Annotated in this window: 17 protein-coding genes; 12 read left to right on the top strand and 5 right to left on the bottom strand. The window is 59.7% G+C overall.

Annotated elements, in window-relative coordinates:
- Positions 1-58 precede the first annotated feature (58 nt).
- From DCO47_RS21520 to DCO47_RS21505, 4 genes are all read right to left on the bottom strand, one after another.
- Positions 59-439, bottom strand: a complete 381-nt coding sequence (locus tag DCO47_RS21520) for a Rho termination factor N-terminal domain-containing protein (RefSeq protein WP_064361470.1) — start codon at positions 437-439, stop codon at positions 59-61.
- 104 nt (positions 440-543) lie between these two features.
- Positions 544-798 (bottom strand): hypothetical protein, encoded by a 255-nt coding sequence (locus DCO47_RS21515; RefSeq protein ID WP_041479421.1) that lies wholly within the window; start codon positions 796-798, stop codon positions 544-546.
- 44 nt (positions 799-842) lie between these two features.
- Positions 843-1,187: a hypothetical protein gene (locus DCO47_RS21510; protein WP_042610718.1), complete on the bottom strand. Its 345-nt coding sequence runs from the start codon at positions 1,185-1,187 to the stop codon at positions 843-845.
- Between the two features lie 107 nt (positions 1,188-1,294).
- Positions 1,295-1,948, bottom strand: a complete 654-nt coding sequence (locus DCO47_RS21505; protein WP_116658880.1) for an HD domain-containing protein — start codon at positions 1,946-1,948, stop codon at positions 1,295-1,297.
- 225 nt (positions 1,949-2,173) lie between these two features.
- Between DCO47_RS21505 and DCO47_RS21500 the strand changes: the two genes are divergently transcribed.
- From DCO47_RS21500 to DCO47_RS21455, 11 genes are all read left to right on the top strand, one after another.
- Positions 2,174-2,653 (top strand): GNAT family N-acetyltransferase, encoded by a 480-nt coding sequence (locus tag DCO47_RS21500; protein ID WP_064361472.1) that lies wholly within the window; start codon positions 2,174-2,176, stop codon positions 2,651-2,653.
- 159 nt (positions 2,654-2,812) lie between these two features.
- Entirely contained in the window at positions 2,813-3,154 is a 342-nt protein-coding gene (locus tag DCO47_RS27385) for a hypothetical protein (protein ID WP_256590225.1), read from the top strand.
- Between the two features lie 51 nt (positions 3,155-3,205).
- Entirely contained in the window at positions 3,206-3,475 is a 270-nt protein-coding gene (locus DCO47_RS27380; RefSeq protein WP_231982459.1) for a hypothetical protein, read from the top strand.
- The gene (locus tag DCO47_RS21490) at positions 3,472-3,966 is read left to right on the top strand and encodes a PAAR domain-containing protein (protein ID WP_064361474.1); all 495 of its coding nucleotides are present in this window, start codon (positions 3,472-3,474) and stop codon (positions 3,964-3,966) included. Before DCO47_RS27380 ends, DCO47_RS21490 begins: the two co-directional genes overlap by 4 nt.
- A 6-nt stretch (positions 3,967-3,972) precedes the next feature.
- Entirely contained in the window at positions 3,973-4,713 is a 741-nt protein-coding gene (locus tag DCO47_RS21485) for an alpha/beta hydrolase (protein ID WP_116658879.1), read from the top strand.
- Complete coding sequence (locus tag DCO47_RS21480) at positions 4,706-5,200, top strand: hypothetical protein (protein ID WP_133247420.1); 495 nt, start codon at positions 4,706-4,708, stop codon at positions 5,198-5,200. The genes DCO47_RS21485 and DCO47_RS21480 overlap by 8 nt, the downstream gene beginning before the upstream one ends.
- Before the next feature lie 209 nt (positions 5,201-5,409).
- Positions 5,410-6,399 carry a 2-dehydro-3-deoxygalactonokinase gene (locus DCO47_RS21475; protein WP_083352225.1) on the top strand — a complete coding sequence of 330 codons (990 nt, stop codon included), beginning with the start codon at positions 5,410-5,412 and terminating at the stop codon, positions 6,397-6,399.
- 19 nt (positions 6,400-6,418) lie between these two features.
- Entirely contained in the window at positions 6,419-7,039 is a 621-nt protein-coding gene (locus tag DCO47_RS21470; RefSeq protein ID WP_065616840.1) for a 2-dehydro-3-deoxy-6-phosphogalactonate aldolase, read from the top strand.
- A 60-nt stretch (positions 7,040-7,099) separates the two neighbouring features.
- Positions 7,100-8,248 carry a galactonate dehydratase gene (gene dgoD / locus DCO47_RS21465; RefSeq protein WP_016770960.1) on the top strand — a complete coding sequence of 383 codons (1,149 nt, stop codon included), beginning with the start codon at positions 7,100-7,102 and terminating at the stop codon, positions 8,246-8,248.
- A 171-nt stretch (positions 8,249-8,419) separates the two neighbouring features.
- Positions 8,420-9,730 carry an MFS transporter gene (locus DCO47_RS21460; RefSeq protein WP_064361478.1) on the top strand — a complete coding sequence of 437 codons (1,311 nt, stop codon included), beginning with the start codon at positions 8,420-8,422 and terminating at the stop codon, positions 9,728-9,730.
- A 61-nt stretch (positions 9,731-9,791) separates the two neighbouring features.
- Entirely contained in the window at positions 9,792-10,595 is an 804-nt protein-coding gene (locus DCO47_RS21455; RefSeq protein WP_042610724.1) for an IclR family transcriptional regulator, read from the top strand.
- Between the two features lie 11 nt (positions 10,596-10,606).
- Here the strand turns inward: DCO47_RS21455 and DCO47_RS21450 are convergent, their stop codons facing one another.
- On the bottom strand, positions 10,607-11,659 hold the full coding sequence (locus tag DCO47_RS21450) for an NAD(P)-dependent alcohol dehydrogenase (protein ID WP_039760107.1): 1,053 nt from the start codon (positions 11,657-11,659) through the stop codon (positions 10,607-10,609).
- Between the two features lie 191 nt (positions 11,660-11,850).
- On the opposite strand from DCO47_RS21450, the gene DCO47_RS21445 reads away from it, so the two are divergent.
- Complete coding sequence (locus DCO47_RS21445) at positions 11,851-12,741, top strand: AraC family transcriptional regulator (RefSeq protein WP_116658878.1); 891 nt, start codon at positions 11,851-11,853, stop codon at positions 12,739-12,741.
- The last annotated feature ends 64 nt before the right edge of the window (positions 12,742-12,805 follow it).

The following is a 12,805-nucleotide window of genomic DNA, read 5'->3' as shown; positions in this document are numbered from 1 at the left end:
TTTGATCTTGAAAAGCAAAAGATCGCAGCCTTCGGCAGCTCCTACAGTGGGCGTCGTTCTAGCCCGCTTTGCGCAACGCCTCGATCAACTCCTGCTTGCGCATCGACGAGCGCCCCGGAATATTCTTCGCCCGGGCTTCCTTCATCAGGCTGTCGACAGTCTGGGTGTCCTTCGAAGTTTCGCTGTTACGCGAATGCCCCTTGCGACTGGCCACCGCGCGGCGCGATGACTCTTTGCGCTCTTGCGACTTGGCGCTCGCAGGCTTTTTGCGCCCTGAGCCGCCGGACTTTTCACCGCCGCCGGATTGTTTATTCACCGTCGCCCAAGCGCGCGCCTCGGCTTCATCTTTCGACACGCCCTTTTTCTCGTAGCTGTCTTCGATGTGCTCGGCTTTGCGCTTCTGTTCTGTGGTGTATTTGTCTTTGCTTCCACGAGGCATGGGATTTCTCCTTGCGTCAGGATGTGGTGCGTTGCGCCGAGGGCTGCGAATCTCTCGAGACGAATCAAACGTCCGAAGTCGAAAGTCCGCAGCCCCATCCAGCGTCAGCTATCGAGTTTCTTCGCCGCTTCAACCCCGGCTGAACTGAGCTTGATCGGCAGGTTCAGCGAGTGTTCGCCCGCTTCACTGCATGTCACATGACCGTGGTGAATCAGCCCGCGATCCTGCAGGGCGGCGAGGGCGCTGGCCACGACTTTCTCGCCCCGGTAATTGTCCAGCACCTCCTTGCCCAGACCATTGGGATGCGCGTGGAGCAGACGGGTGAGGACTTCTTTTTCCAGGTCTTTGTCGACGTTCATGGTTACCTCTTCATGGGAGTGAATAGGGCGCTCGCGTCGGCGAACTACTGACCGGCACCTTCGGAACCGGAGCCACCGGTGGTGGTTTTCGAGCCGACACCCGGACCGGCATTGTCAGGCGTGGCGGCCGGGGAGTCTGGCGTGTTCATGCCGCCCTGACGTCCAGGATCGCTGCCCTGAGTGCGCGGGTCGGTACCGGTGGCTGGTGGCTGGTTGATCAGCGGCACACCGGAGCCATCGGTGTTCACACCGGGGGCACTGTTGATGGCGGGCGCACGTGGCGGGGTCGGATCGGTAGGGCCAGTGCCTGCTGCCGTGGACGAGGCGGCGAACACCGCAGGGCAGAGCAGGGCGCTGAAGACAAGAGCGGTCAACCTTGACGAGATCATAGGGCTTCTCCAGTGATTGGAATCCATACACTTGGTTGGTCAGCCCTGGTGTCGGATTGGTGCCTGATGATCGACGAACGGTCTTCACCGAGGTACGTCTTTGCTGTTCAGGCGATGCCGATCTCTTCCTTGAACTGCTCCATGAAATCCTTCAGACGGTGATGACGAATCTGTGCCAGACGCTGGCCGGTCGCGGTCTGAAAGCCGTCGGCCAGATGCAGCAGTTTGGTCTGGAAATGATCGAGGCAAAAACGTCTGTCGTCGTACTCGCGTTCATGCGCTTCGGGATCTTGCGGATCGTAGAGTGCCGAGCCCATGCGCCCGGCCACGTAGAAGGTTCGAGCAACGCCGAGCATGCCCAGCGAGTCGAGGCGATCGGCGTCCTGGACGATTTTCGCTTCGAGTGTCAGTGGGGTGATGTTGGCGGAAAAACTGTGGGCTTCGATGGCGTGGGCGACGTTGCTGATTTTCTCGCGGGGCCAGTTTTTTTCCTGCAGCACCGATGAAGCCTTGTCCGCGGCAAGACGTGAAGCCTGCGAGCGCAGAGCTGAGTTTTTCTCGACCGCTACGCAATCGTGCAGCAGCACAGCCGCAAGCAGCACCTCGAGATCGCCGCCTTCGGTTTCATGCAAGGTGCGTGCGTTGTGCCAGACCCGTTGCAGGTGGGCGAGGTCGTGGGCGCCGTCGTCCGAGGGTTCCAGTGCGTGCCGAATCAGCGCTGATGCCAGTGTTTCCATCGGCGCAAAACAGTTAACGGTCATAAGCATCCTTTCAGAATGTGCGGTATCAACTGTGGGAGCGAGCCTGCTCGCGAAGACATTATGTCAGTTGACTCGAGGCTGACTGGAAGGACGTTTTCGCGAGCAGGCTCGCTCCCACAGGGGCAGCAGTGTTCATCAAATTGGGCAGGTCAGGATGTTTTGCCATGTGACGAGCGCCGCTGCGCGCCTTAGTATGGCGCTTTAATTTGCACACAAGGCCCGTCCATGACGATCGAAATCCGCCCGGCGACCCCCAGCGATGCGCCGCAAATCCTCGCCTTCATCACTGAACTGGCAGATTTCGAGAAGGCCCGTCACGAAGTCATCGCCAGCGTCGCCGACATCGAACGCAGCCTGTTCGGCGACGGCGCCACCGCCCACGGCCTGATCTGCCTGCGCGACGGCTTGCCGATCGGTTTCGCGGTGTTCTTCTTCAGTTACTCGACCTGGCTGGGCAGCAACTGCCTGTACCTCGAAGACCTCTACATCACCCCGGAACAACGCGGCGGCGGCGCCGGTAAAACCCTGCTGCGCCACCTGGCGAAAATCGCCTGCGCCAACGACTGCGGCCGCTTCGAATGGAGTGTGCTGGAGTGGAACACCCCGGCCATCGAATTCTACAAATCCCTCGGCGCGCAACCGCAGGAGGAGTGGGTGCGGTATCGCATGGATGGCAAGGTGTTGAGGGAGTTTGCCGAGGGGTGAACAGAATAAAAGCAATCTCATGCTGATTCGGTTGTAGGCATTGTTCTAGTCCGGCATTCTGTGCGCCATTTTTGCGCGCTCACGGACGACACCTGCAATGCTTCTGGCAACATTTCTCCGCGCCTGCGGAGCTCCCGCTGTGTCAATGAGTGACCAGCAATGAGCGGACTGCAGGCTTCCATGCGTCTGTATGGCCTGGTGAAAACCACCGGCTCTTCCGACGACCCGAAACGACAGGCTGTCGAAATTCTCTGCATGGCCCAGCGCACCGGTGGCCTGGCTATTCGGGCTTTAGTGTCGCGGCTCGACGCCGAGTTGATGTCGCGCAGCGCCGGCCTCGGCGAATACCGCGTGGTAGCGCTGAGAACCTTTGATCCAACTGCGATTATCGACGCTCATCAAGGCTGGCTGATGCTGCACATCTGTTGCGGCTTCGTCGCTCTCGCTGGCCATTCTCTATTGAAGAACGGTGCGTTGATACCGATGGGCTGGCACGTCTAGTCCGAAGTGGGGCGCTGGACCTCCGGGCATCATCTTGACCTTGGCGTGCAAATGGGCGACTTGCTGCAATCGACTTTCGAGCGCAATCACCTGCGCAACTACAACGCCTGGCTCAACGAACTTGATGATGTAACGCCTGCCGAGTTGAGGTGGCAAGCCGACGAAGCCTGGCGTGCCATACAAACCGCCACATCGTCTGAAAGCCGTGAGCATTGTCATGCTCTGTTCGACCCGGTCGACAATCGCTGGCGCTTTGCCGCGACCGACATCGATATCTATCAGCCATCCCCGGCACCCCTTAAGCAAGGAGCTTTGAATTGAGTGGTAAACCCGCAGCTCGCGTCACCGACCCAACCGCCTGCCCACTGCCGGGTCACGGCACCAACCCGATAGTCTCCGGCTCGCCGGACGTGTTTTTCGATGGCCTCGCGGCTGCCCGCATGACCGATAAATCAGCGTGTGGCAGCCCTATCACCGGAGCGGTCTCCGGCACCGTTTTCATTAACGGCCTGAATGCCGCGATGCTCGACAGCACTGGTGGGCATGGCAATGTCGTGATCGGTGGCTCAGGCACGGTGATTATCGGCCAGAGCGGGGGAGGGGCCGCGTTTAGCGGGTTGCTGCCGATGCCGGTGCATTTCAACGATCGGATGCAAGTGATCAACGAGATCACAGGAGAGCCCATGCCGAATCATCCCTACGCGATTCAACGGGGTGACGGGCGCGTCGAACACGGCGTTACCGATGAAGCAGGTTTCACGCACACGGTGAGCTCGCACCTGCCTGAATCCATCAAATTGTTCGTAGAGTAAGAAGCTATGGCCGCTGAAAATTCAGAATTGAAAGGCTGTCAAAGACTGGTCGTGACACACGAATTAACCTGTAAAACCGACGGGACCGTAAAACAGGCTACCGTTAGCCCGAAAAAAATTGTTTTGTTTTTCGTTGGAGGAGCGGGAGATAAAGAAAGTTATTACGGAACGGGCCCGAACAATAACGTGGCGGAGGCTCTGAAAATATTCATCAAGAATATGGACGCTGAAGGTCTTTGCCCTGATACCTACGACGCACACCACATCGGTTATAACGCCTTCACCAGTGATGAGGGACTTAATGCAAATGTGTTGGCGAAAATTCCCGACCTGACCATTCCGGTCTACATTATCGGGCATAGCCTGGGAGGCTGGAATGGAGCTCACTTGTCTAAAGTGCTGGCAGACAAAGGCTATCGGATCCCGGTATTGGTTACGCTGGACCCCGTCGGAGAGGGTCAGATCGTATGGGGCATATCAAATATTTATCAAAGAGAGCCTACTCCCAAGGCTGAATATTGGGTGAATGTAAGAGCGGATGCCAAAGACTGGAATTTTTCTGATCTCGTGGCGGATTTTGGAGAGCAGTGGGACATGACAAGCGGCCCGAACATGAACGGCCGGGTTGATGTGAATCATGCCGATGCCTGGGCTATCTACATTGCCGTATTAGGTAGCGGAGTGTCAGCGAGGGATATTCTTATGCAGTCAGTGATACAGCACTTCAAAGGGAGGAAATGTGCGTAAATCTTTACTGATTTCAATGTTTTTGGTATGTGCGTCATGCGCTATCAGTCACGGGCGGCCGATTGCCCATATTGAATACATGAATACGGAGCGTTATCTCAATCGAAATATTTACCAAGTCACGTTCTCTTCTGATGTCGACGTGGAGCCATTGTTCAAATCTAAAATAAGCCAATCTCTTCTCTGTTCTTTCGACGAAGAAACAGATTTCGCAATGCCTCAAGATCTGAAGGAATATGGCGAGGGCTGGGTTGAGCCGGTGAAGTCAGGGGAGGGACTAGTCTTCAGAGCGGATCTGATGTTTTACAAGGTTAAGGATTCGACAAGTTATACGCTAATGAGCAGCGATGAATTAAGAGCCTTGGTGGCTCGTCAACAGTCTATAGCTTGTAAAGTCAGAATCAACTCTTACTCCTACAGGGTCTATTTATCGGAGGTCATGAAGATTCCAGTCAAAGATCTCATGAGAGAAGTCAATAAATACTGAGTCGGGGGCGCTCGATGAGTTACTTGAGAGTTTCGGTTCCCTAGGTCATCGACCGATGCGCTAACGCAACTGAGCCATCCCCCCATCAAGTCCAAAGCAGGGTGATTACTCATCCCAAAATATGGGATTGATATTTATATATTGAGATTTTGAGCCGCCCAGGTTTATAGTCCGTCGCACTCACTGCCAAAAACAAAACAGGTGAAGCGATGCAGGCGCAATTGATCGCGCTCGATTGGGGGACAACCTCATTACGTGCTTACAAACTCGCGGCGGACGGTGTGGTGCTGGAGCAGCGTGCGCTGTCGTCCGGGATCATGCAGTTGCCCAAGACTCCGCGAATCATCCACGGTCGTGAATGCGCCGATGGTTTTGAACTGGCCTTCGACGAAGCCTGCGGTGACTGGCTCGACGCGCAGCCGGATCTGCCGGTGATCGCTTGCGGTATGGTCGGCAGTGCCCAGGGCTGGCGCGAAGCGGCTTACTGCGAGACGCCGGCCGACGTCGCCCATCTCGGAAATTCCCTACAGAGCGTTATCAGTCTTCGCGGCACGCCAGTGCATATCGTCCCGGGCGTGATCCAGCGTTCGCGGCTGCCGAATGTGATGCGCGGCGAAGAAACCCAAGTCCTCGGCGTGCTGCAAAGTCTGCCGGCCGAGGCGGGTAACGATCTGTTGATCGGCCTGCCCGGCAGCCACTCGAAATGGGTGGAAGTGGTCGATGGCCGCATCACGCATTTCGACACCTTCATGACTGGCGAAGTCTTCGCCGTACTCAGCGAACACAGCATTCTTGGCCGTACCCAACAGCCGAGCCTGACTTTCGACGCACAGGCATTTGACCGTGGCGTGCAAATCGCGCTGTCGGCGGATGCCGAGCTCGGTGTGCTCTCGACCCTGTTCAGCGCCCGTACCCTCGGCCTCACTGGTGAACTGAGCCCGAGCGCTCAAGCGGATTATCTGTCCGGTCTGATGATCGGCCACGAGTTGGCCGCGCTCGCCAATGTGCAGCGGCGCCGGCGCAATCAAGCGAATCTTCCATCGATCGTGCTCATCGGCAATGCGCAACTGTGCACGCGTTATCGCCGTGCCCTCGACGCCTGCGGCTTTGCTCGGGTGACGCTGGCCGAGCAGGCGACCGAGCGTGGCCTGTGGCAACTGGCGCGTGCCGCCGGGCTGATCGATTCCTCATCCCGTTAACCCTGACTGGAGGCCTGACATGCTCAAGCAAGCACTGGCACAAAACGGTCTGATCGCGATTCTGCGTGGCCTGCAACCGCAGGAAGCGGCGGCTGTCGGAGAAGTCCTTTATTCCGCCGGATTTCGCGTCATCGAAGTACCGCTCAATTCCCCATCGCCGTACGACAGTATCCGCATTCTGCGTGATGCGCTGCCCGCCGATTGCCTGATCGGTGCCGGCACGGTGCTCACCCCCGAGCAGGTCGAGCAGGTCAAAGCTGCTGGCGGACAAGTGATCGTTATGCCCCACAGCGATGCCAAGGTGTTGCGCGCGGCGAAAGCGGCGGGGCTGTACCTGTCGCCGGGCGTGGCGACGCCGACCGAAGCCTTCGCCGCGCTGGCCGAGGGTGCGGACATTCTCAAGCTGTTCCCGGCCGAGCAGATGGGGCCGGCAGTCGTCAAAGCCTGGCTCGCGGTGTTGCCGGCCGGCACGGTGCTGGCGCCGGTCGGCGGCATTACCCCGGACAACATGCAGGCCTTTATCGACGCTGGCGTGAAAGGTTTCGGCCTCGGTTCCGGCCTGTTCAAACCGGGCATGACGCCCGAGCAGGTGGCGGTCAATGCCAAGGCCTACGTGGCTGCCTGGAAAGCCCTGCGTTAAGAATTTTGGCGCTGTGTGCGCTGCATCTAATAAAAGCTGCATTTACAAAAGAGAGCAGAGATGAAAATCACCAAACTCACGACCTTCATCGTTCCGCCGCGCTGGTGCTTCCTCAAGGTCGAAACCGACGAGGGCGTGACCGGTTGGGGCGAGCCTGTGGTCGAAGGGCGCGCGCACACGGTCGCCGCTGCGGTGGAAGAATTGTCCGACTACCTGATCGGTAAAGACCCACGCAACATCGAAGACATCTGGACCGTGCTCTATCGCGGCGGCTTCTACCGCGGCGGCGCGATCCATATGAGTGCGCTGGCCGGTATCGACCAGGCCCTGTGGGACATCAAGGGCAAGGCCCTCGGCGTCTCGGTCAGCGACCTGCTCGGTGGCCAGGTGCGCGACAAGATCCGTGTCTACTCGTGGATCGGCGGCGACCGCCCGGCTGACACCGCGCGTGCGGCGAAAGAGGCGGTGAGCCGTGGTTTCACTGCGGTGAAAATGAACGGCACCGAAGAGCTGCAGTTCCTCGACACGTTCGAAAAAGTCGATCTCGCCTTGGCCAACGTTGCCGCCGTGCGTGACGCGGTCGGGCCGAACGTCGGCATCGGCGTCGACTTCCATGGCCGCGTGCACAAGCCGATGGCCAAGGTGCTGATGAAGGAACTCGACCCGTACAAACTGATGTTCATCGAAGAGCCGGTACTCAGCGAAAACTACGAAGCGCTGAAAGAACTGGCGCCGCTGACCAGCACACCGATTGCCCTCGGCGAGCGGCTGTTCTCGCGCTGGGATTTCAAACGGGTGTTGAGCGAAGGCTACGTCGACATCATCCAGCCGGACGCGTCCCACGCCGGCGGCATCACCGAAACCCGCAAGATCGCCAACATGGCCGAAGCCTACGACGTCGCGCTGGCGCTGCATTGCCCGTTGGGGCCGATTGCGCTGGCGGCGTGTTTGCAACTCGACGCGGCTTGTTACAACGCGTTTATCCAGGAGCAGAGCCTGGGCATCCATTACAACGAGAGCAACGATTTGCTCGACTATGTGAAGGATCCGCGGGTGTTCGACTACGATCAGGGCTTCGTGAAAATTCCGAACGGCCCGGGGCTGGGCATCGAGATCAACGAGGAATACGTGATCGAACGCGCCGCCGTCGGCCACCGCTGGCGCAACCCGATCTGGCGCCATGCCGATGGCAGCTTTGCCGAGTGGTAAGTCGTCTGCGAAACACCACAATCCCAATGTAGGAGTGAGCCTGCTCGCGATTCGGTTTTACATCCGGAATGTTTGTGACTGACAGAACGCTATCGCGAGCAGGCTCACTCCTACAGGGATTTGTGCAAGGCCTCAGGCCGACCTCAATAAACATAAAAAGAGGCTCTCCTCATGCAAACGCACACCCTCTCCGGGCAGGCGTCTTTAGTCACGCCCAGCCGCAAGCGGTTTTTCATCATGGTGCTGCTGTTCATCACCGTGGTCATCAACTACCTCGACCGCAGCAACCTGTCGATTGCCGCACCGGCGCTGACCAGTGAGCTGGGCATCGATCCGGTACACGTCGGGCTGATCTTCTCCGCTTTCGGCTGGACTTATGCCGCGATGCAGATCCCCGGCGGCTGGCTGGTCGATCGCGTGCCGCCTCGGATCCTTTATAGCGTCGCGCTGCTGCTGTGGTCGGTGGCCACGGTGATGCTCGGTTTCGTCAGCAGCTTCATCGCACTGTTCGTGCTGCGCATGGCCGTCGGTGCACTGGAAGCGCCGGCCTATCCGATCAACAGCCGCGTGGTCACCACCTGGTTTCCCGAGCGCGAACGCGCCACGGCGATCGGTTTCTACACCTCCGGGCAGTTCGTCGGTCTGGCCTTCCTGACGCCAGTGCTGGCGTGGCTGCAACATGAATTCGGCTGGCACATGGTGTTCGTCGCCACCGGCGCCGTGGGTATTCTGTGGGCGCTGATCTGGTACGCGGTGTATCGCGAGCCGCGCGATTTCAAAGGCGCCAACGAGGCGGAAATCGATCTGATCCGCGAGGGTGGCGGGCTGGTCGATATCCAGGCTGACGCGGCCAAGGTCAAAGCCAGATTCAGCTGGACCGATCTGGGCATCGTCCTCAGCAAACGCAAGTTGTGGGGCATCTACCTCGGCCAGTTCTGCCTGAACTCGACCCTGTGGTTCTTCCTCACCTGGTTCCCGACCTACCTGGTGAAATATCGCGGCATGGACTTCATCAAGTCCGGCCTGCTCGCGTCGCTGCCGTTTCTCGCCGCGTTCGTGGGGGTGTTGTGTTCGGGATTCTTTTCCGACTTCCTCATTCGCCGTGGCTACACCGTGGGCTTCGCGCGCAAGTTGCCGATCATTGGCGGGCTGCTGATTTCGACCTCGATCATCGGCGCCAACTTCGTCGAGTCGACGCCGCTGGTGATCGCCTTCCTGGCCCTGGCCTTTTTCGGCAACGGTCTGGCGTCGATCACCTGGTCGCTGGTGTCGACGCTGGCGCCGGCGCGTTTGCTCGGCTTGACCGGCGGCGTGTTCAACTTCATCGGCAACCTCTCGGCGATCGCGACGCCAATCGTGATCGGCTTCCTCGCCAGCGGCGATTCGTTCGCGCCGGCGATTACCTACATCGCCGTGCTCGCACTGGTCGGTGCCCTGTCCTACGTGCTGCTGGTGGGCAAGGTCGAGCGTATCGAGTTGTAGTGCTCTGCGTCGGGCGACCATAATGCCGCCCGTTCCTTCGCTCAACGGTAAAAGGCTGGATATGCAGGAAGACGCCCCGGAAAAAACCAAGGACGCCGCGCCCACCGGCACCCAGACGCTGCTGCGCGGCCTCGGTGTAGTCCAAGCGGTGGCCAGCGGCGCACGTGATCTCAAGGAGATCGCCCGGCTGATCGGCACCACGCGCAGCACCACCCATCGGCTGGCCAGTTGCCTGGTCGACGAGCGTTACCTGCGCGTGGTGCCGCAAATCGGTTATCTGCTTGGGCCGAAGCTGATCGAACTGGGCTTTCAGGCCCGCGAAGAGTTGCCGCTGGTGACCCTGGCCGGGCCGTATCTGGACGAGTTGTCGGCGCTGACCGGCGATACCGTGCATCTGGGCATTCGCGAAGGCGACGAGGTGTTGTATCTGCTGAAGAATCCAGGGCGCAACGGCCCGGAAATGCGCTCGCGGGTCGGCCATCGCATGCCGCTGGTGCGCACCGGGATCGGCAAGGCATTGATGCTCGATGACTCGCCGCAGGACTGGCGGCGGCTGTATGACATCAGCCTTCCGGCGGGTGGCAAAAGTCAGTTCTGGCCGCAGCATCCCCAGCAGTCGTGGGAACAGCTCGAGCAGCGCATGGGCGAGTACGTCACCGGTGGCTACGCCTTCGATCTGGAAGACAACGAACCGTCGATCCGCTGTGTGGCGGCGCCGATTCGCGATGCGAGCAAGGGCATTGTTGCCGCGATCAGCATCGCCAGCACCGTGCCGTACATGCCGCTGGAAAAAATGGCCGAGTTGATCCCCCTGCTCAAAGGGGTCACAACCCGGCTGTCGGCGGAGCTTGGCTTGAAGGTGTAAGCCGTGAAGGTTTAAGCCTTCAGCGTCGCCATGTCGATGACGAAACGGTACTTCACGTCACCGGCAATCATCCGCGCGTAGGCTTCGTTGATATTGCGGATGTCGAGCATTTCGATGTCGCAGGTGATGTTGTGCTCGGCGCAGAAATCCAGCACCTCCTGGGTTTCGGCGATACCGCCGATCAGCGAGCCGGCCAGTACGCGACGGCTCATCACCAGTTTGCCGGCGTGGACCGGCGGGTTCACCGGCTCGATCAGACCGACCAGAATGTGCACGCCATCGAAGCGCAAGGTGTCGAGGTACGGGTTGAGGTCGTGCTGTACCGGAATGGTGTCGAGCAGAAAGTCGAAATAACCGGCCGCGGCCTTCATCTGTTCGGCGTCGGTGGAGACAATGACGTGATCGGCACCCTGACGGCGACCTTCTTCAGCCTTGCTTGCCGAGCGGGTAAACAGCGTGACTTCCGCGCCCATGGCCTTCGCGAACTTGATGCCCATGTGACCGAGGCCACCCATGCCGAGAATCCCGACCTTGTCACCGGCCTTCACGCCGTAGTGCTTGAGCGGCGAGTAGGTGGTGATGCCGGCGCAGAGAATCGGTGCGGCGCTGGCCAGCGCCAGGCGTTCCGGGATGCGCACGACAAAGTGTTCGCTGACCACGATGCTGTCCGAATAACCGCCCATGGTGTTGCTGCCATCGACCCGGTCCGGGGTGGCGTAAGTCATGGTCGGGCCTTCGAGGCAATATTGCTCGAGGTTCGCCTGGCACGCTTCGCAACTGCGGCAGGAATCGACCATGCAGCCGACGCCAACCAGATCGCCTACCTTGTGACGGGTGACATTCGCACCGACAGCGGTGACTTTTCCGACGATCTCGTGGCCGGGCATCAGCGGATAAACGGCGATGCCCCATTCGTTGCGCGCCTGATGGATGTCGGAATGGCAGACGCCGCAGTAGAGAATTTCGATCGCCACGTCGTCCGCGCGCGGGCTGCGGCGTTCGAATTTCATCGGGGCGAGGGGAGTGGTGGCCGATTGGGCGGCATAGCCGATGGCGGTGTACATGAGTGACCTCGCAAAAACAGTGACAAGTGAGGCGGTGAATTCTGGGCGCCGGGCGCGGGTGCGGCCATGACGATTTCTCCGGGTCTCATGCCTAATCCTCCGGGATGCGGGTTGCGGCAGTCGTATTGGCCAGCAGATCTGCGATCATGTTTCCATCCCCTTTTCCTGATTTTTTTACGAAGACCTATTCGATGCAGTTGACCCGTCATCTTGATGCCAATGCCCGCCTGGTTTCGCTGATCGAACCGCTGGCGCTGCGCGATGGCTACAGCCAGACCGGCCTGGCCGGTGTGCAGATCCTGCGCGCCAGCTGCGACGTCGCCCGCGGCCCGCACATTTACGAGCCGAGCCTGATGATCATCGCCCAGGGCAGCAAACTGGCGTTTCTCGGCCCACGCACCATGGAATATGGCGCCGGGCATTACCTGATCCAGGCGCTGCCGGTGCCGTTCGAATGCGAAACCTTTGCCTTGCCCGATGCGCCGTTGCTTGGGATCTCGGTGGCGATCGATCGCGTACTGCTCGGCGAACTGGTACTGGCCATGGGGCTGGCGCCGGGGCGGCATATTCCGGCGCAGACACCGGAGTCGATGACCTCGGTGGTGCTCGATGACGGCATGCGCGGTTGCGTCGAACGCCTGCTCAGTTGTCTGCACGATCCGCTGGAATGCCAGATTCTCGGCCCGGCGCGGGTCCGCGAATTATTGTTCGTCGCGCTGCGCGGGCCGCAAGCGGATGTGTTGCGCGCGCTGGTCGAGCAACAAGGGCAATTCGCCCGGGTGGCGGCGTCGATCAGCCATCTGCATGCGCACTACACCGAGCCGCTGAATGTCGAGACCCTCGCCGGTTGCGCGAACATGAGCGTGTCGACCTTCCACGAGCATTTCAAACGCAGCACGTTATTGTCGCCGGTGCAGTATCTCAAGCGCTTGCGCTTGTTGAAGGCGCAGACGCTGCTGGTGGCGGAAGGGCTGGGGGTGGCACAGGTGGCGCATCGGGTGGGGTATCAGAGCACGTCGCAGTTCAGTCGCGAGTACAAGCGCTACTTCGAACGTAGCCCGGGCGATGAACGCGCTGCCTGAGCCGACGATAATCCCCTGTAGGAGTGAGCCTGCTCGCGATAGCGGTGTATCAGTTGACGATGAT

This window comes from Pseudomonas sp. NDM (assembly GCF_003105095.1).
GTDB classification, from domain to species: Bacteria; Pseudomonadota; Gammaproteobacteria; order Pseudomonadales; family Pseudomonadaceae; genus Aquipseudomonas; species Aquipseudomonas moraviensis_A.
The sequence above is the reverse complement of the archived record's forward strand: the minus strand, read 5'-3'. Positions and strand labels throughout refer to the sequence as shown.